18 protein-coding genes and 1 rRNA gene are annotated in these 18,421 nt (G+C 66.4%); 12 read left to right on the top strand and 7 right to left on the bottom strand.

All coding sequences use genetic code 11. The features are described from left to right. The first annotated feature begins 10 nt into the window (after positions 1-10). The 4 genes from V6M51_RS19330 to V6M51_RS19315 all read left to right on the top strand — a co-directional run bounded on the left by V6M51_RS19330 (position 11) and on the right by V6M51_RS19315 (position 3,866). Complete coding sequence (locus tag V6M51_RS19330; RefSeq protein WP_332769807.1) at positions 11-223, top strand: hypothetical protein; 213 nt, start codon at positions 11-13, stop codon at positions 221-223. 54 nt (positions 224-277) lie between these two features. Continuing rightward, on the top strand, positions 278-1,060 hold the full coding sequence (locus V6M51_RS19325) for an enoyl-CoA hydratase-related protein (RefSeq protein ID WP_332769805.1): 783 nt from the start codon (positions 278-280) through the stop codon (positions 1,058-1,060). Between the two features lie 182 nt (positions 1,061-1,242). Then, the gene (locus V6M51_RS19320; protein WP_332769804.1) at positions 1,243-2,892 is read left to right on the top strand and encodes a choline dehydrogenase; all 1,650 of its coding nucleotides are present in this window, start codon (positions 1,243-1,245) and stop codon (positions 2,890-2,892) included. An 11-nt stretch (positions 2,893-2,903) separates the two neighbouring features. Next, a complete protein-coding gene (locus V6M51_RS19315; protein ID WP_332769803.1) occupies positions 2,904-3,866 on the top strand; it encodes an aldo/keto reductase in 963 nt (320 codons plus the stop codon). On the opposite strand, the gene V6M51_RS19310 is transcribed toward V6M51_RS19315, so the two are convergent. Further along, a complete protein-coding gene (locus V6M51_RS19310) occupies positions 3,863-4,408 on the bottom strand; it encodes a PAS domain-containing protein (RefSeq protein ID WP_332769802.1) in 546 nt (181 codons plus the stop codon). The genes V6M51_RS19315 and V6M51_RS19310 overlap by 4 nt on opposite strands. Before the next feature lie 194 nt (positions 4,409-4,602). Here V6M51_RS19310 and V6M51_RS19305 point away from each other — a divergent pair, with 194 nt between their 5' ends. Continuing rightward, positions 4,603-5,481, top strand: a complete 879-nt coding sequence (locus tag V6M51_RS19305) for a hypothetical protein (protein ID WP_332769801.1) — start codon at positions 4,603-4,605, stop codon at positions 5,479-5,481. A 23-nt stretch (positions 5,482-5,504) separates the two neighbouring features. Beyond that, positions 5,505-6,518, top strand: coding sequence for a glycosyltransferase family 2 protein (locus V6M51_RS19300; protein WP_332769800.1), 1,014 nt, complete (start codon positions 5,505-5,507; stop codon positions 6,516-6,518). 19 nt (positions 6,519-6,537) lie between these two features. Here the strand turns inward: V6M51_RS19300 and lysM are convergent, their stop codons facing one another. Further along, the gene (lysM, locus tag V6M51_RS19295; RefSeq protein ID WP_332769799.1) at positions 6,538-7,026 is read right to left on the bottom strand and encodes a peptidoglycan-binding protein LysM; all 489 of its coding nucleotides are present in this window, start codon (positions 7,024-7,026) and stop codon (positions 6,538-6,540) included. A gap of 198 nt (positions 7,027-7,224) precedes the next feature. Here lysM and V6M51_RS19290 point away from each other — a divergent pair, with 198 nt between their 5' ends. Then, positions 7,225-8,103: a M20/M25/M40 family metallo-hydrolase gene (locus V6M51_RS19290; protein WP_332769798.1), complete on the top strand. Its 879-nt coding sequence runs from the start codon at positions 7,225-7,227 to the stop codon at positions 8,101-8,103. Here the strand turns inward: V6M51_RS19290 and V6M51_RS19285 are convergent. The 4 genes from V6M51_RS19285 to hfaA form a co-directional block, all read right to left on the bottom strand. Beyond that, positions 8,100-10,982 (bottom strand): M16 family metallopeptidase, encoded by a 2,883-nt coding sequence (locus V6M51_RS19285; RefSeq protein ID WP_332769797.1) that lies wholly within the window; start codon positions 10,980-10,982, stop codon positions 8,100-8,102. The genes V6M51_RS19290 and V6M51_RS19285 overlap by 4 nt on opposite strands. An 81-nt stretch (positions 10,983-11,063) precedes the next feature. Further along, the gene (gene hfaD / locus V6M51_RS19280; protein WP_332769795.1) at positions 11,064-12,302 is read right to left on the bottom strand and encodes a holdfast anchor protein HfaD; all 1,239 of its coding nucleotides are present in this window, start codon (positions 12,300-12,302) and stop codon (positions 11,064-11,066) included. Beyond that, entirely contained in the window at positions 12,232-13,218 is a 987-nt protein-coding gene (gene hfaB, locus V6M51_RS19275; RefSeq protein WP_442957685.1) for a holdfast anchoring protein HfaB, read from the bottom strand. Before hfaB ends, hfaD begins: the two co-directional genes overlap by 71 nt. A 10-nt stretch (positions 13,219-13,228) precedes the next feature. Then, positions 13,229-13,675: a holdfast anchoring protein HfaA gene (gene hfaA, locus V6M51_RS19270; protein ID WP_332769792.1), complete on the bottom strand. Its 447-nt coding sequence runs from the start codon at positions 13,673-13,675 to the stop codon at positions 13,229-13,231. Positions 13,676-13,836: 161 nt separating this feature from the next. Here hfaA and V6M51_RS19265 point away from each other — a divergent pair, with 161 nt between their 5' ends. From V6M51_RS19265 to V6M51_RS19250, 4 genes are all read left to right on the top strand, one after another. Beyond that, on the top strand, positions 13,837-14,484 hold the full coding sequence (locus tag V6M51_RS19265) for a rhomboid family intramembrane serine protease (protein ID WP_332769790.1): 648 nt from the start codon (positions 13,837-13,839) through the stop codon (positions 14,482-14,484). Between the two features lie 59 nt (positions 14,485-14,543). Further along, on the top strand, positions 14,544-14,972 hold the full coding sequence (locus V6M51_RS19260; RefSeq protein WP_332769788.1) for a CBS domain-containing protein: 429 nt from the start codon (positions 14,544-14,546) through the stop codon (positions 14,970-14,972). 136 nt (positions 14,973-15,108) lie between these two features. Then, positions 15,109-15,723: a hypothetical protein gene (locus V6M51_RS19255; protein ID WP_332769786.1), complete on the top strand. Its 615-nt coding sequence runs from the start codon at positions 15,109-15,111 to the stop codon at positions 15,721-15,723. Continuing rightward, positions 15,720-16,151 carry a hypothetical protein gene (locus V6M51_RS19250; protein ID WP_332769785.1) on the top strand — a complete coding sequence of 144 codons (432 nt, stop codon included), beginning with the start codon at positions 15,720-15,722 and terminating at the stop codon, positions 16,149-16,151. Before V6M51_RS19255 ends, V6M51_RS19250 begins: the two co-directional genes overlap by 4 nt. Positions 16,152-16,169: 18 nt before the next feature. On the opposite strand, the gene V6M51_RS19245 is transcribed toward V6M51_RS19250, so the two are convergent. After that, positions 16,170-16,607 (bottom strand): RrF2 family transcriptional regulator, encoded by a 438-nt coding sequence (locus V6M51_RS19245; RefSeq protein ID WP_332769784.1) that lies wholly within the window; start codon positions 16,605-16,607, stop codon positions 16,170-16,172. A gap of 872 nt (positions 16,608-17,479) precedes the next feature. Here V6M51_RS19245 and V6M51_RS19240 point away from each other — a divergent pair. Then, a 16S ribosomal RNA gene (locus V6M51_RS19240) occupies positions 17,480-18,421 on the top strand; the annotation flags it as partial.

Here is an 18,421-nt window from a genome sequence, read left to right as displayed (position 1 = left end):
GAGTCCGATCATGGATATCCGCACCCTGGTGGACATCGCCATCGACGAGGACCCCCGGGCGCCCTGCCTGTGGGTTCCCTCCGAGGCCTGGCCCGAGTTCTGCGCGGCCATTCGCCGGCGGCCCAACCTGATCGGGGCGGTGATCTACCGCGACAAGACCGTCCGCGACGGCGGGCCGGCGACCGATATCGTCACAGGCTCGCAACAGGGCTGGCGCGCTTGACGTACGTAGCGGCGCCTGGCGACGGTCGCGCCAACCAAATGAGGAGAACGCCCCATGGCCTATGAGTTCATCCGCGTGGACCGCGAGGGTCCGGTGACGATCTTCACCCTGAACCGCCCGGACGTCATGAACGCCCTGCATTCGCCGGCCCATTTCGAGCTGCACGAGGCCTTCGACGCCTTCGCCGCCGATCCGGACCAGTGGGTGGGCATCGTCACTGGCGCGGGCGGGCGGGCCTTTTCGGCCGGCAACGACCTGAAGCACCAGGCCATGGGCGGAGACATGAAGAGCCCGCCGTCGGGGTTCGCGGGCCTGACGTCGCGGTTCGACCTGACCAAGCCCTTGATCGCGGCGGTGAACGGCGTGGCCATGGGCGGCGGGTTCGAGATCGCGCTGGCCTGCGACCTGATCATCGCCTCGGAGACCGCGTCCTTCGCCCTGCCGGAACCGCGCGTGGGCCTGGCGGCCCTGGCCGGCGGCCTGCACCGCCTGCCGCGCGCTATCGGGACCAAGCGGGCGCTCGGCATGATCCTCACCGGCCGGCGGGTCTCGGCGGCGCACGGCTACGAGCTGGGATTCGTCAACGAAGTGGTCCCCCCGCAGGAGCTGATGGCCACGGCGCGGAAATGGGCGGCGGAGATCTGCGAGCTCTCGCCGATGTCGATCCGCGCCTCCAAGGAGGCCGTGTTCAAGGGCCTCGACGAACCCAGCCTGGAGGCCGCGATCAAGGGCCAGATGCGCTATCCGGCCGCCGCGGCCCTCTTCAAGTCCGAGGACTTCGTCGAAGGGCCCATGGCCTTCGCCCAGAAGCGCGCGCCGGCCTGGAAGGGGCGGTAGTCCCGAGATCTCCTTCTCCTCAGGTCGTCTGAAAGATGACCTGGGAGACCAACTGGATCATGGAATTCCGCCGCCAGGCTTGACGTTGCGACACCTAAAAAGCGGTCCCTCCCGGCCTTGTTTCGGCGGCGCGTCTGGGTAAGTGTGCGCCAAACTTAACAGTGTTTAGGGACGGACCGCCCATGGACCGCTACGACTACGTGATCATCGGCGCCGGCTCGGCCGGGTGCGTCCTGGCCAACCGGCTGAGCGAAGACGCGAGCGTGCGGGTCCTGTTGCTGGAGGCCGGCGGCAAGGACAATTCCATTCTGGTCAAGATGCCGGCCGGGGTGGGCGCCCTGATCGGCAAGGCGGGGACCTATAACTGGGGATTCTGGACGCAGGAGGAGCCGCAGCTCGAGAACCGCAAGCTGTGGTGGCCGCGCGGCAAGGGCTGGGGCGGGTCGTCCTCGATCAACGGCATGATCTATATCCGCGGCCATGCGCGGGACTATGACAACTGGCGGCAGATGGGCCTGCCGGGCTGGTCCTATCGCGACGTGCTGCCCTATTTCAAACGCTCGGAGAGCCTGGAGGGCGGCGGCGACGCCTGGCACGGCGGCGACGGCCCGCTGAAGATCTCCAAGGCCTCTTCGCCTAACCCGATCTACAAGGCCACCGTCGAGGCGGGCCGTCAGGCCGGCCACGCGGTCACCAGCGATTTCAACGGCTTCCAGCAGGAAGGCTGGGGGCCGTACCAGATGACCATCCACGACGGCCAGCGCTGGAGCGCGGCGCGGGCCTATCTGCACCCCGCCATGAGCCGTCCGAACCTGACCTGCCTGACCGGGGCGCGGACCACCCGGATCGTGGTCGAGAACGGCCGGGCGGTCGGCGTCGAGTATGTGGACGCCAAGAAGCAGAAGCACATGGTCCATGCCGACAAGGAGGTGCTGCTGTCGGCCGGTGCGGTCCAGTCGCCGCACATCCTGCAGCTCTCGGGGATCGGAGATCCCGACGAACTCGGCAAGCACGGCATCCCGGTTGTCCACGCCCTGAAGGGCGTCGGCGCCAACCTGCAGGACCATCTGGACGTCACCATGTCCTGGGAATGCCCGCAGCCGATCACCGCCTTCTCCCTGCGCAAGGGGCTGGTGAAGACCCTGCTGATCGGGATGAACTACGCTTTCTTCGGCAAGGGCCTGGGCCGCCAGCAGTTCCTGGAGTCCGGCGCCTTCCTGAAGTCGCGGCCCGACCTGGACCGGCCCGACCTGCAGATCCACACGGTGCTGGCGGTGATGCAAAACCACGGCAACACGGTGGTGGAGAAGGACGGCTTCACCTTCCACGTCTGCCAGCTTCGTCCCGAGAGCCGTGGCCGGGTGGGGCTGAACTCGGCCGATCCGTTCGCCGATCCGGCGATCTTCGCCAACTACCTGGCCACCGACGAGGACCGCCGCGCCCTGCGCGAAGGGGTCAGGATGATGCGCAAGGTGGCCGAGCAATCGGCGCTCGACGCCTACCGCACCGAAGAGCTGTTCCCCGGCAAGCAGGTGCAGACCGACGCCGAGATCGACGCCTGGATCCGCAAGCACGCCGAGACCATCTACCACCCGGTGGGCACCTGTAAGATGGGGACAGACGAGATGGCGGTGGTCGACGCCGAGCTGAAGGTGCGCGGACTTGCGGGCCTGCGGGTCATCGACGCCTCGGTCATGCCGACCCTGGTGGGGGGCAACACCAACGCGCCCACCATCATGATCGCCGAAAAGGCGGCCGACATGATCCGGGGCAAGGCCGCCCTGCCGGCCGACGATGCGCCGGTCTACGAGGACGGCCAGAAGGCGGCGTAGGGAGAATCGCCATGGAACTGCGCAGGCTGGGCAAGTCCGAGCTGAAGGTCGCGCCGTTGGTGCTGGGCGGCAACGTGTTCGGCTGGACGGCTGACGAGAAGACCTCCTTCGCCATCCTCGACGCCTTCGTCGATGCAGGCTTCAACATGGTCGACACCGCCGATGTCTATTCGCGCTGGGCTCCGGCCGGCGGCGGGGCCTCGGAGAAGGTGATCGGCGCCTGGTTCAAGGCTGGCGGCAAGCGCGACAAGGTGGTGCTGGCCACCAAGCTCGGCTCGGAAATGGGCGAAGGGATGAAAGGGTTGTCGGCCAGGTACATGGTCGAGGCCGTGGAGGCCTCGCTGCAGCGGCTGCAGACCGACGTCATCGATCTCTATCAGAGCCACCGCGACGATCCCGACACCCCGCAGGAAGAGACCGCCGAGGCCTATGAACGCCTGGTCAAGGCGGGCAAGGTCCGGGCTATCGGCTCGTCGAACTTCGAACCGGCCCGGCTGAAATCGGCCCTGGAGATCAGCGAGAAGAAGGGCGTCGCCCGCTATCAAAGCGAGCAGCCGCTCTACAACCTCTATGACCGGGCGGGCTTCGAGAGCGGGATGCAGCAGGTCTGCATCGACAACGAGGTGGGGGTGATCCCCTATTATGGCCTGGCCTCGGGTTTCCTGACCGGCAAGTACCGCAGCGAGGAAGACCTGGCCAAGAGCCCGCGCGGACGCGGCGTGAAGCGCTATCTGGACGAGCGCGGGCTGAGGATACTTGGAGCCCTGGACAAGGTCGCCGCGGGCAGGGGGGCAAGCCCAGCCCAGGTGGCGCTGGCCTGGGTCATGGCCCAGCCCGGGCTGACGGGGCCGATCGCGTCTGCGACCAGTGTGGCGCAGCTGGAGGAGCTGATGGGATCGGCGCGGCTGAAGCTGGACGCGTCGGACCTGGCGATGCTGGACACAGCGTCCGCGCCGGCAACGCAGGCCGCCTAGGCCACCCGGCGGCCGTCGAGAGTGGCCAGGCGCAGGCGCGGGGTCTCTTCGTTGGCGGGGCCGACGCCGCGCACGCTATGGGCGACGATCTCACGCACCGGCCGGCCGTCCAGGCGCGCGACCAGGGCCAGGGGCTGGTAGAGGCCCAGGAACCGCTCGGGCGAGCCGTCGGCGCCGGCTAGGGGCGCGAACAGCACCTCCATGGCCAGGCTGGCCTGATCGGTGAAGGCCTCGACCGTGGCGACCACCGGCTCGGGGCGCCGCCGCGCGGTCTCGAGCGCGGTGTGCAGGGTCAGGCGATTGCGCTCGGAAAACAAGGACAGCCCGTTCAGGCCCTTGAGGTTGCGCTTGTGCAGGTCGGCCACGAACCCGCCGGCCAGGCGGATGGGATAGAAGCCCGTATTGACGCGGCCCAGGATGAAGACCTGGGGCATGAGCTTGGGGAAGGCGGCCGGATCGATCTGGGCGCGGGTCGGCAGGCCGCGATAGCCGCCCTGTCCGCGCCAGTAGTCGATCAGGGTCTGCGTGTTGGAATGGAACATCACGCGCCTCCAATGGGGTCGGGATTGACCGCATGGGGCTTGCAGGAAGATCGGCGCCAGGCGCCCGCCTGTGCCGGAACGAGACCTTGGCCGCGGCGAGTGCGGCATGGTTGACGGACTCAGAGATTCTTAAGCCGCGCCTGATCTAATCGTCGCAACGATGGGATTCCGGCGGGCCTTTGGAGGGGCCGTCCATGAAGACGCGTACGACCCTTCTTGGCTTCCTGCTCGGTTTCGGCATGTTGATGCTGACCGGCGCCGCTCCGGAAACCGCCCTGGCGCAATGCTGCGCGCCGCCCCCGCCGTGCTGCCAGCCGCCAGCCCCGCCGCCCTGCTGCACGCCTCCGCCCCAGCCGCCTTGCTGCGTGCCGCCGCCGGCCCCGCCGCCCGTCACCCCGTGCTGCGACACCCCGCGCACGCCCAATATCAATGTCCATGTCTCCAGCGTGAACGTCGCGGTGGCCAACGCCAGCTCGCGCGCCGGCGCCGCGGGCCTGGCCGGCGCGGCCGTCTACTACGGCGGCGGCGGCGGTGGTGGCGGCTACGCCCCGCCCATGGCCACCGGCATGGTCCAGCTGAACGTCGAACAGGGCAAGCGCATGAAGCGCGTGGCCTATGAAGCCAGCCGCACCCGCGTCCGCCGCGTGGTGATCCAGGCCTTCTGCATCGACGCGCGCGAGATCCCGCACGCCGCTTCCCAGGTCCGCCCCGATCGCGAGATCGACCAGGGCTTCGAGGGGGAACTCTATCGCTGCATCGCCGGCACCTGGCTGCAAGCCACCATCGCCGACTACAATGAGAAGATCGACTTCTCGGGCGGCAAGACGCTTGCCTGCCGCAAGGGCGACGCCCTCTATCATGGCCGCGACGGCAAGCTGGAGTGCCGCAGGCAGACCCCCGCGCGGGACTGCAATGAGCGTTCGTTGCTTCGCCGCTTCGGCGCCGGGATCAAGATCCTGACCATCGTCGAAGTCGAACGCTACACCGCCTATCGCGAGGAAGAAGAGCGCGTCGAGTCCTCGGTCGCGACCACCATGAGCCTCGATGGCGGGGTCGGCGGGACCGTCTACTAGCCGGTCGTCCACGGAGCGGCGACATGATGATGGCTGACGCCTCCCCCCGAACACGGCGCGTCCCGGTGTTGATCCTCAACTTCAACCGTTGGGACGAAACGTTCGCGGGCATCGAGACGATGCAGGCGTACCTGAGCGACCTCTGGCTCGTGGACAACGGCTCCGACGACGATCGGACCGCCGAGGCGGAGGCCCGATTCCCGCACCTCAGGACGCTTCGGTTGCCGGAGAACGGCGGATGGGCGAGCGGCTACAACCGCGCCCTTCGCGTCGTGCTGAGCGAGGGCTATGACACCGCCTATCTCTTGAACAACGACGCCATCCCCCAGCCCGGCGCGGTCGAGTCGGCGGTCGCGACCTTGCGCTCATGCGAGAACTGCGCCGCCGTCGGCAGCGTCATCCTGCAGGACGCCGGCAAGAGGGTGACGTTCGACGGCGAGTATTTCCATTTCAAGAACCACGCCGAGCGCCAGGCGAGTGTCCTGCGGCCGGGCGTCAGGCCCGTGCGCACCTTGCATGGCGCTGGTTTCGCGCTGTCGATGCGGGCCTTCGCCGCCCTGGGACCGTTTCCCGAGGACTACTTTCTCTACTGGGAAGAGGCGGACTGGTTCATCACGGCCAGGCAGCGCGGCTGGAACCTGGTGCTCGACGGGGCTTCCATCGTCATGCACGAAGGCAGCGCCTCCGACAGCAACGACAACGCCAAATACTACAGGACGCGGAACCGCTTTCTGGCGCTTCGACGGCGCGTCTCCATCAGCGGCGAGCAGGAGAGCCCGATCTCGCTGATCCATGAAGAGCTGCAGCGCGCGCGGCGGGGTGACGCCAACGGTCGTAGGTCAATGCGCGAGGGCCTGCTCGACGGGCTCCTGGGCCGCTTCGGAAGGCGCGGGCGGCCATGGTCGCCGCTGGTGCTGCATCCCGCGACAGCGGCGTTGAGCATGGTCGTGCTTCCGTACAGATTGCTACGGAAGTTGGCCGATCGTTCGAGCGCGCCGGCGACGGGCTTGAGTCCGTCGCGGGCGGCCGATCAGTGAATCACCCGCCCGCTTTGGGCTAGTGCCGCGTCGTGCCCGGGATGCGCAGGGCCTGGCCGGGATAGATCTTGTCCGGATCCTTCAGCATCGGCCGGTTGGCGTCGAAGATCTCGCCATAGCGGTTGGCGTCGCCGTAGTGCGCCTGGGCGATCTTCGACAGGGTGTCGCCAGATTTCACCGTATAGAAGGTCGCCTGGGCCGGGGGCGCTGCGCCGGCCGTGGTGGTCGCCGCGGCGGCGGGCTGGGCGGCCAAGGTGATCTGGTCGTCGACACGGGCCACGCCCTTGGTGTTGCCCAGCACCAGGACGGCGAGTTCGCGTTCCTGCTGGTTGTTGGCCTCGCCGGTGACGGTGACGGTCTCGTCCGCCACGGTGATACGGCCGTCCTTGAGGGTGACGCCATTCTCCTGAAGGGCCTTGGCCAACTCCCGGGCGTCGACGTCCGGCTTGCCGGACAGCTTCTCGCGCAGGGTTTCCCCCGCCTCACGCGCAAAGTCGAAAAGGCTCATGGTGCTGTGCTCCTGGCTTGAAGGAAGGCGCCTCCCCTGAGAGCCGAACGCAGCCAGACTCCCGAGGTTTCAACCGCGCTTGCGAATATTTCGCGACGGCTGGATGGTCGGTGCAAATCAGCGTTCATGGGGGGTTTCTTGTCCGACGTTCCGAGTTTTTCGCGCGTAGCCGCCTTGGCCGCGGCAGGCCTGGTTTGCTTGGCCGCCTCGAGCGCCTGGGCGGCGGGCGAACAGGCGCTGAGGGACGTCGAGATCCTATCGACCGACGCCATGGCCGGCCGCGCCATGGGTTCGCCGGGATCGGCCTTGGCGCGGACCCATATCCTCAAGCGGTTCGCCCAGATCGGGCTGAAGCCGGCCTATGGGAGCTTCGAACAGCCCTTCGCCTTCGCCGTGGCCGCCGAGACCGGCGCGGGGATCAACCTGATCGGCCAGATCGCCGGAACCGGGAAGAGCGACAAGGTGCTGGTGATCAGCGCCCACTACGATCACCTGGGAGTCCGCAAGGGCGAGATCTATAACGGCGCGGACGACAACGCTTCCGGCGTGGCGGCCCTGCTGGCCATCGCCGAAGCGTTCGCCGAGACGCCGCCCCGGCATAGGGTGATCTTCGCGGTGGTGGACGCCGAGGAGGTGGGGCATCGCGGCTCCGGGGCCCTTGTGGCCAAGCCGCCGGTTCCGCTGGCCAGGATCGCACTGGCGCTCAATCTCGACATGCTGAGCAAGAACGCCAAGGGCGAGCTCTACGCGTCGGGCGGCTATCATTTCCCCTGGCTGAAGCCGCGATTGACCGCACTGGCGGGCAAGGTCCCGGTGAGCCTAAAGCAGGGTCATGACGGGCCGCCCTGGCTTGGCGACGACGACTGGACCGCGCAGTCGGACCACGCGGCCTTCCATCAGGCCGGCGTGCCGTGGGTCTATCTGGGGGTGGAGGACCACGCCGAGTACCACCGGCCGACGGACGACTTCGCCACCGTTCCGCGGGACTTCTTCGCCCGTTCTGTGCGGACGGCGGTGATCGCCGCGCGCCAGTTCGACGAAGACCTGGACGCGATTTCGAAAGAGGCGGGGCGCTAGGCCCCTGCCGGCTTCACCTCGAACATCCACATGGTCTCGTCCTTGAGGACGGCCTCGGCGGCGCGCTTGACGTCGGCGGGGGTGACCCGCTCGGTGCCGGGGATCATGGCGCGCGTGGCGTCGAGACGACGGGGATCGGCCTGGGCGCCGGAGAGTTCCTGCAGCCAGTAGCCGTTGGTCTCGCGGGCCTTGTCGATCTGTTCCAGGCGCGGCTTCTTGGCCCGGGCCAGTTCGTCGGGGCTGATTTCCCTGGTGCGGAGGTCGTTGGCGATCTTCTTCACGTCGGCGAAGAAGGCGGGCAGCTTGTCGGGCGGCACTTCGACGCTGGCCGAGATGTAGCCCCAGCCCGGCCAGACGAAGCTGTGACTGTAGGCGGCGTTGGGGGAATAGGTGGCGCCCTGGGCCTCGCGCAGCTCTTCGATCAGCCGCAGCTCAAGCACCTCGCCCAGGACCGCGGTGTCGCGGGCGCGCTGGGGGTTGGCGAAGAAGTCGTTGGTCCGCCAGGCGATATAGCCGACGGCCTGGTCGGCGCGGCCCTTGTGGGTGCGGATCACCGGCTGGGCGACGGCGGCGGGGAAGCCGACCTCGATCTCGGCCTTCGGCGGCGGGGCGGCCGCCGGGCGCGCGGGCATGGCGCCGAAGGTGCGGGCGACGGCCTCCGTGGCCTTCTCCACCGTGGTGTCGCCGACGATCACCACCTCGATCTGGCCGTTGGCCAGCGCCGGGGCGACCTCGGCCTTGAAGCTTTCCAACTTGGCGTCCGCCATCTCTTGACGGGACGGGAACACCCAGCGCTCGTCGCCGCCGTGCAGCAGGCCGGCCAGATCGCGGGAGACCACGCCGGAGACGGTGGCCTCATACTGATCGTGGATGGTCTTGCCGCTGCTCTTCAGCCGCTGAAAGGCCTGTTCGCGCCAGCCGGGCTCGGAGGCGTAGGCCGCCAGCACCTGGAGCTGGACGTCGAGGTCGTCGGGCCGGGTGGCGCCGGAAAAGACGAAGGCGTCGTCGCCGATGCCGAACTGGGCGCCGTAGACCCGGGTCGCCAGCACCTGCTCCATGTCCTCGGCGCTGATCCGGGTGAGGCCGCCCTCGACATAGGCCCCCGAGGCCCAGGCGACGTTCTGGCGGTCCTTGGGCAGGTCGATCCGGCCGCGGCCGACATTGACCCGGACCAGGACCTCATCGTCCTTGAAACGGGTCGGCTTGATCGTCAGGCGCACGCCGTTCTCGAAGCGCACGAAGACGGTGTCGAAATCGGCGGCCTCGCGGGTCTCGGCGACCTTGCCGGGGGTTCCGAAGCTCTCATAGGGCCAGGCGACCTGGGTCGGGGTCGAGGGCTCGGCCACCGCCACCTTGCGCGAGGTCTCGAGCGCGGCGACCAGAGCGCCATCGCCGCCCTGGATAGGCTTGGGCGAGGCCATGAACAGCAGCGGACCGTCGCCCTTGAAGGCGGCTTTGAGCGTGGCGCTGACCTCGCCGGCCTTCAGCCCCTTCACCGTGGCTTCGAAGAGGGCGAGGTCCTGGGCGGGATTGGTCACGACCTCGTCGTCGGACAGGGAGCCCACGATCTCGCCGGCCAGGGAGCCCGGGGTCCGGGTGGCCGCGCCGGCGGCGTCGGCCTTGAGCGCAGTCCGGTATTCGTCGATCTCGCGGTCGAGCTCGTCCTGACGCACCCCGTACTGCACGGCGCGGCGCTGCTCCTGCTCGACGGCGGTGAGCGCCTCGCGCCAGCGGGTCGGCTCGGCGTTGACCGTCACCATGGTTATCTCGGCGGCGTCGTACTCGTCGCTCTCGAAGGCGCCGGCGCCGAGGAACGGCGGCTGGGTCCCGCGCGCCAGACGCTGCAGACGGCGGTTCAGCACCGAGAAGCCCAGTTGCTGCACCAGGTCGCGCTTTCGCTTGGCCGTGGTGTCGGTTTCGCGGTCGTCGGGGCGCATCCAGGCCATCTGCAACTGGAGCGGGGCGCCGGGCTCGACCAACAGCTTGGCCTCGGTTTTGCGCGACTTGAGCGCGCCCAGGGCGGGATCGGCGCCGGCGGGGCCCACCGGCGTCCAGTCGCCGAACCGGGCCTTGATCTTGGCCTCCATGGCCGCAACGTCGAAGTCGCCGACCGCCACCAGCACCGCACGTTCGGGGCGATAGAAGCGATTGTAGAAGTCGGTGAACTCGGCCGCCGGGGCGGTCTGCAGGACCTCGACCTTGCCGATGGGGTAGCGGGTGGGCGGACGCTGGTCCTTCAGCAGGAATTCCAGGCGCGATTTGTAGACCCGGTAGGACGGCGTATCTCGGGCGCGCTCTTCCGACAGCACCACGCCGCGCTCGCGGTCGATGGCGGCCGGGTCGAGAGTCAGGTTGCTCGCGGCCTCGCGCAGCAGCATCAGCGAGGTGTCGACCGTCTCGTCGTCGGTGCGCGGCAGGTCGAGCTTGTAGGTGGTTTCGTCGAAATCGGTGGAGGCGTTCGTGTCGGCGCCGAAGGCCAGGCCCAACCGTTCCAGGATCTTGATCATCTCGCCTTCGGGCACGGCCTTGGAGCCGTTGAAGGCCATGTGCTCCAGGAAGTGGGCCAAGCCCTGCTGCTTGTCGCTCTCCATCAGGGAGCCGGCGTCGAAGCGCAGCCGGAGGGCGGCCTGGCCCGGCGGAATCTGCTGCCTGCGGATCGCATAGCGCATGCCGTTGGGCAGGGCGCCGAAAGCGATGTCCGGGTCGGGAGCGACGTCCGAGCGCGCCTGGGCCCACTCGCCAGCCTTGGGCCTGGCGCTCGAGGCCGTCGCCGCGGGCCGGTCCTTGCCAAGGCCGAACTTGGGGAAGGGGAGGCTCGAAGCATAGCCGGGCGCGGCCAGGACCAGGACGAGCGCGGTCACCGCGGTGGGTCGTATCATCAAGTGCAAGGGATCCGGCTTGGGCAAGGTAGGCTCACCATGCGCCGCCGCATATGGCGTTCGCAAGGCGCGATAAGGGCGTCATTGGCCCGATGGGCGGCTCACATAGTAGGTGGCGGTGTTACCCACCGCGGTCGAGACGCCGCTGGCCGAGCGACCGCCGCCGGTCACGTTGACGATGCTCTGGGCGCCGACGTCGGAGCGGTTCACCTGGCTGTTGGTGATGCTCATCCGGCCCTCGCATTCCGAACAGGCGTAACCGGTGACCGAATTGCCCATGGCCGTCGAGGTGGCCGTGGCGTCGTAGCCGTCGGTCCCGATGAAATTGGCCACCGCTTCGATGCCGCCGCCCTCGTTGAGCTGGACCGTGTCGAGGATGAGCTCGCCGCCGATGTCGCCGGCGGTGAGCGCGTTGCCGACGCCATAGGCGTTGACGCTGCCGGTCCCGTAGGCCGAGGCGGCATTGCGGGCCTCGGCGCGGACATAGGCCTGGTTGCGCTGGTCGGCATAGGCGTCCAGCAGGGGGCCTTCGTTGACGGCGTTGATGTTGTTGCCGGCGGCGGTGGCGCGGGTGGCCGCCGTCTGGACGCTGCCGTAGCCGGTGAAGGAACTGGCCTGGACGCGGTCGGTCTCGTTGAGCTGGCCGGCGATGACGGCCGCGGCCGAGCCCTGGCCGTCCAGGGTGATGTCATTGCCGGTGCTGGTGGCGGCGAAATTCGCCGTGCCGGAGACATAGGCGTAGTCGCCGCCGCCGTCGGTGGAGACGGTCGCGCCGTTGGTCTGGTTGGCGCGGATGCCGGCCGAAGCGTATTCGAGGCCGAAGGACTGGCTGTTGCCCGTGGCCTGGTTCAGGGAGTCGACATCGCCGGCCGAGCCGCCCGCCGCGTTGATCCGGCTGTTCCCGGAGATCGCCGCCGTGGCGGCGGTGTTCTGATTGGTGACCGCGGTCACAGTCCCATCATAGGATCCGACAAAGCCGCTGTTGCCGGTGGCGGTGTTGGTCACGGTGACCGTGTCGCCCGAATAGCCACTGACATTGAGCCGGGTGTCGGCGGCCACGTCACCGTTGGCGGCCTGGTCGGAGCGGACGTCCAGGGCTTGGCCGTCAGCGGTCGCCTCGAAGGCGTTGCCAACCGCATTGGTGTCGGCCGTCGTGAAGTCGGTGACCTCGACGACGTTCATGGTCTGCTGAGAGAAGACGTCGCCGAACTGGACCTGATTGTTCAGGACGCTGCTGGGCGGGGTCTGACTAGTAGCGGCCCCGCACGGCAGAATCGCGACGAGAGCTCCAGCGAGAAGGGTCTTCGCGAGTCTGGCCATTGTTGGTCCCGAGGTTGTTGTAGGCCGGCACATAGCCGCCGGTCAGGCCGACGGTGGAGCCTTCCAGCGGGTCGGAGGTCAGGCAGCCCTGCGGACCGGACATGCCATAGAGATTGGCGGTCATCTCGACCACGGCGCGTTCCACCAGGCTGCGGACGGCCAGTTGCATCGGTTCCAGCGCGCCCGCGCCGGCCGAGATGTCGAAGACGTTGCCATTGAGGAAGTCGAAGAAGCCGACGCCGACTTCGCGGCCCACGACCTGCTTCTGATAGGAGATGACGTCGACCACCTCGAGCGTGCGGGTGTTGATCAACCTCAGGTCGAGTCCGATGTTCATGATGAACAGGCGGCCGCGGAACGTGCCCTTGGCGTCGGTGGCGTCGACATCGCCGCCGGCCACATCGAAGCCGGACGAGCGGATGTTGTAGTTGAGCTCGGTGACGCCGCCGGCCACATAGAAGTCGGAGCCCGGCACCTGGCCGGCCACGATCCGGCGATATTCGGCCGCCTGGTTCGGCGCCGGATTGGGCGCATCGGAGATCAGTTTGTTGTTGGCGTACTTTAGCTCCAGCTCGGAGACCGAGGTGTCGAAGCGTTCGACGAGCGGCATGCCGGCCTTGGCGAAGGCCGACATGGCCATCAGCGAGGCGCCTTGGGTGATCTTGCGCCCCGAGCCGTCGGACTCGGACTTGCCCGTGTAGTCGGCGATGCGGCCGATGGCGATCCGCGGGGCGACAATGCGGGCGTTGCGGGCATAGCCGGCCATGCAGACCAGGGCGGCGGAATAGGGGGTCGGGTTGACCGTCACCGGGGCGGTCCCGATCGTGCGCGCATAGTTGCCGCTGGGGCCGGCGATCGGCGTGGCGCAGGCCGAGAGACCGAGCGCCGCGGCGCTGAGCAGCGCCACCGTACGCATGAGGTTGCTCTTACTGATCATCGTCGCCGACGCCCCCGCTGACGCGCGTTCCCGCGGTCACATTGCCGTTGTTGGTCTGGCTCGAATTGACGATGACGGTATTGTTGTTGCCCTGGGTGACCACCACCAGGTTGTTGCCGATGGCCGTGGAGCCGCCGCCCAGCGAACCGACGCCGGAATAGGATCCGCCGGCGCCCAAGCCCGAGCCGAAGGCGAAGCTCGACTGATCCTCGCCCGTCATGATGATGCCGTCGACGATGACCCGGTTGCCGTTGGCGTCGCGGGTCGCATAGTCGACCGGATGGTTCTCCGATCCAGCGACGCGACCGTAGCCGGCGTTGAAGTCCGCCGCGTTGGTGGACATGTATTGGGCGCAGGCCGGAGCCGCAGCCAAGCCGACGGCGAGGCCCGCGGCGATCCATGCGCCACGCCGAGCCGCGAGGAAAACTTCGATCATTGACCTAGTGACTCCGCACCGACAGACCTGCGCCGGACGGCGCGCAAGCGGGCGCGCCTTATCCGGTCACCCGGCATCTAGAAGCCAAGACCCTCGCGATTTGGTTAAGAACAATGAGGGAAACTGGCGCCGGACACCATTCTGAGTTGGGAGCATCCGTATTGAACGAGCCGCGCCAGCCGATTCTCAACGCGCCATGGCCGGCCGTCCTGGTCACCGTGTCGATCGTGGTGAGCTACGGGCTGCAGTCCGTGCTGCTGAGCGACCTGGGGGTCCGCTATTTCGCCTTCTCGTCCATGGCGCTCGCCGGCGGACGCTGGGAGACGATGTTCACCTCCATGCTGTTGCACGGGAACTGGGCGCACGCCCTGATGAACGCCGGCTTCGCCCTGGCCTTCGGGACCCCGGTGGCGCGCTACTTCGGCGTGCGGCCACGCGGAGTGCTGGTCTTCGCGCTCTTCTATCTGCTGACGGGCGCCATCGGCTGCCTGGGCTACGCCTGGCTGAGCCCGGGGACCTTTCTTATCGGCGCGTCGGGTGGGGTGGCCGGCCTGGTGGGCGGTGCGACCCGGCTGCTGGGCGGGCGCGGGACGCCCGGCCCCTTCACCAGTTCGCCGGTGATCAGCATGACCCTGAGTTGGGTGGCGCTGAACCTGATCCTCGGCTTCATCAACTTCGCCCCAGGCATGGGATCGGCTCAGGTCGGCTGGGAGGCCCACATCTTCGGCTATTTCGCGGGTCTGTTCCTCATCGACCTGTTCGGCCGCCTGGCGCGCGGGCCTCGCGCGACACAGGAAGCTCTCGGATAACATTGATTTCGCCTGCGTCCTGAGCGACTCTGACCTTCGGGAATAGGGAGTACGCGCCGATGCTGGTGTCTCAGATCCTTAAGACCAAGGGTGATCTGGTCTTCACGGCCACGCCTGGCGAGACGGTTGGCGCGATCTGCGCCCTGCTGCACTCGCGCAAGGTGGGCGCCATGGTGGTGATGGACAGCGACCGGGTGGTCGGCATCGTCTCCGAGCGCGACCTGGTCCGGGCCCTCGCGGAAGAGGGGGCCGGCGCGCTCTCCAAGCCGGTCTCCAGCTGCATGACCCGCGACGTGCATTTCGCCGAGCCGAACGAGACGGTGAACGCCCTGTTGAGCCGGATGACCGACCGGCGGATTCGCCACCTTCCCGTCTGCGAAGGCGAGCGGCTTGTGGGCATCGTCTCCATCGGCGACCTGGTGAAGTGGAAGATCACCGAGGTCGAGGCCGAGGCCGATGGTCTCAAGGCCTATATAGCGGCGGGTTAGGGTGGGGCGTCGCGAGCCATCGGCTCGCTCGCGTTCCAAGATGTTCTCTGTTTGTTCTCGACAATCGAGCTTGGCCGTGAGACTATTCTGGTCGTGCGTGGTGGCCTGATGGCGCGGCGGATTGTGGAGACCGAACTTGAGCGAGACCAGAGAGCGCCCGCCAGGCGGCGCGGCCAGATCCGATAGCGCGCCCTCGATACCGCCCGTGCCGCGCAAGCCTTCGATCCAAGAGCGGACGATTATCGAGCGATATCGAAAGGCTGGATCTGAGGAGGCTGGGAACCCTCTCGGCAAGTGGCGCAATGCGCCGAACACCGCGCTCGGGCTTGCCTACGGATTGATGGGGCATGTGGCCGGCAAGGCGATGGGAAGAGATTCGCGTATAGGTATCGGAGGGAACGCCGTTCAGTTCATCGACAACCCATTTGGCGGCGTCAGCGTTGTCACCCTGGGCAACACGACCATCTGGAACGGCGATCCCTACAGCCGTCGTGGCTCGCCCGACCCGAGAGCTCGGAGCTGGCATGACGCCAAGGGAAATCCCAAGCTTGAGAACGGGCACACTCAGATGGAGCACGAGAAGCAGCATACGCTACAGGGTGAAATGCTTGGCGCGCTCTATCTGCCTTCAAATCTGCTGGGAGGTCTCAACTCCCTGAGGAAGGGAGAGGGGTGGCATGGCGACGGCAACTGGAACGAGACGGGTCCGCAGGATAATCCGTCGCGGCCGTGGAAGGCGAGAAGGCCATGAAGGCCTCATCGCTTTCACAGCTTGTCGTGTGCGCAATGCTGCTCGCCGGGTGTTCGCCTGAACATGGCCTTGAGATTTTTAACGAGACCGGCGTGCCGCTGAGCATGCGCGTCGTCGAGGTAAAGACGCGTCATGGCGTGGAGACCCGGTCGTTTAGGCAGCAGCGCATAGCGATCGGGAAATGGGACTTTTTCAGCGAGCGGATCGTGCCGCCACGCATCGTAATGTCGGCGGGCCGCTGTGAGTATGACTACGGCTCATTTACCGAGGTGCAGGAGAGGACCCACGAAGGCCGGATCAAGTTTCGATTGGAGCCGGATTTCTCAGCGCATCTCCTGACCCTGCAGAAGCGCGAAGGCGAGTCGGGCTATTTTCCCAACGACGCCATGAAGGGCTTTCCCATCACGCCTGTGAGGATCTGCCACTGACGACGTCGCGGTCTCGCATCAAGTCAGTCCGAACACCTCGGCGCCCTCGCAAGCCGCGGCCGCCTCCAGGCTGTAGCCTTCCAGCACCTCGGAAGTGGCGTCGCGGGCGCGCAATAGAGCTTCACGTAGAGAGCACGTCGCTAGGTCGGGGCAGTCGTCGCACTTGCGGAACGACAGGCGGCTGACGCAGGGCGCGAGGGCCAGGGGCCCATCTATGATGCGGATGATCTCGGCGAAGCTGATCTCGCCGGCCGGGCGGGCCAGGACATAGCCGCCGAACTTGCCGCGGCGGCTGACCACGACCTTATTGCGGGCGAGTTCCAGCAGAATCGCCTCGAGGAACTTGCGCGGAGCGTCCGCGCGGACGGCCAATTCGCCCGAAGTGACCTGTGCGCCCTGCGCCCTGGCGAGCTCCACGAGCGCGCGCAATCCGTAGCGGGCCTTTTGCGACAACATTCTTCGAACGCCTCCCAGCCTTGCGCCATAAAGGATGGCGCAGGCTTTTCCACAAGGCGAGGGCGGGAAATGTCGTCATTCTGTCGCTAAGGGGTTGCGCCCTCCAAGGGCGGCGGGTAGAAGCCCCCCTCGCTCGGACGACGGGCCGGACGGAAACGACTGACGGGGCCACAAGCTCTTGAATTCGTTGCCGAACCGGAACATCCAAGAGCGGCGATCGGATCTTCGCCAAGAGCCTGGAGGCCTAGCTTCCAGCGCAGACCGGCGGAGGTTTTTTCGAACGGGTCCGGAGCTTTCCGGGCAGGTTCGAAAAGCTCGAAAGAGCCGATTGACAGGGGAGGGGCCGGCAACTAGATACGCCGCTCTTCTTCGGAACCGCCCCGGCGGCGAGACAGGCCAGGGACTTGAACAAAGTCCTTGATTTTCTCTCCCTCGGTCGTTAGGTTCCGGCCTTCAATCGAATCGCTACGGACAAATGAGGGAAGCCCCTCGGCGGCCCGCGGTGATTTTTGCGCCAAATTTCCGGGTTTCCCGGGCGGCGCAAAAAAGTCCGAAAGGATCGATTGACACGAAAGAGGCCGGCCACTAGATAGCCGCCTCCGCCGACCACCGGCGCTAAACAGTGGGGCGGGCGAAAGCCGGTCTCGGTCTTTGACATCGTTGAATTGGAAAGAGAAACGCAGGCGGCGGCGCTCTGGCGATAGTGCTAACCACACTATCTCGACGCTGACTAAATCTGCGGTCTCTTGAAGACAATACCATGTACCAACCGATCTTCGGATCGTGAGGTAAATGGGAACTCGTCAAGAACTAAGTAGACCAATGCCAGTCAAACCCTGCCCGGGTTTGACACATTGAAGTCAGAGTCATCTCAACCTGAGAGTTTGATCCTGGCTCAGAGCGAACGCTGGCGGCAGGCCTAATACATGCAAGTCGAACGGATCCTTCGGGATCAGTGGCGGACGGGTGAGTAACGCGTGGGAACGTGCCCTTTGGTACGGAACAACTGAGGGAAACTTCAGCTAATACCGTATGTGCCCTTCGGGGGAAAGATTTATCGCCATTGGAGCGGCCCGCGTTGGATTAGGTAGTTGGTGAGGTAAAGGCTCACCAAGCCTACGATCCATAGCTGGTCTGAGAGGATGACCAGCCACACTGGGACTGAGACACGGCCCAGACTCCTACGGGAGGCAGCAGTAGGGAATCTTGCGCAATGGGCGAAAGCCTGACGCAGCCATGCCGCGTGAATGATGAAGGTCTTAGGATTGTAAAATTCTTTCACCGGGGACGATAATGACGGTACCCGGAGAAGAAGCCCCGGCTAACTTCGTGCCAGCAGCCGCGGTAATACGAAGGGGGCTAGCGTTGCTCGGAATTACTGGGCGTAAAGGGCGCGTAGGCGGATAGTTTAGTCAGAGGTGAAAGCCCAGGGCTCAACCTTGGAACTGCCTTTGATACTGGCTATCTTGAGTACGGGAGAGGTGAGTGGAACTCCGAGTGTAGAGGTGAAATTCGTAGATATTCGGAAGAACACCAGTGGCGAAGGCGACTCACTGGCCCGTTACTGACGCTGAGGCGCGAAAGCGTGGGGAGCAAACAGGATTAGATACCCTGGTAGTCCACGCCGTAAACGATGAGTGCTAGTTGTCGGCATGCATGCATGTCGGTGACGCAGCTAACGCATTAAGCACTCCGCCTGGGGAGTACGGTCGCAAGATTAAAACTCAAAGGAATTGACGGGGGCCCGCACAAGCGGTGGAGCATGTGGTTTAATTCGAAGCAACGCGCAGAACCTTACCACCTTTTGACATGCC

The organism is Phenylobacterium sp., assembly GCF_036677185.1.
Taxonomy (GTDB): domain Bacteria; phylum Pseudomonadota; class Alphaproteobacteria; order Caulobacterales; family Caulobacteraceae; genus Phenylobacterium.
The sequence above is the reverse complement of the archived record's forward strand: the minus strand, read 5'-3'. Positions and strand labels throughout refer to the sequence as shown.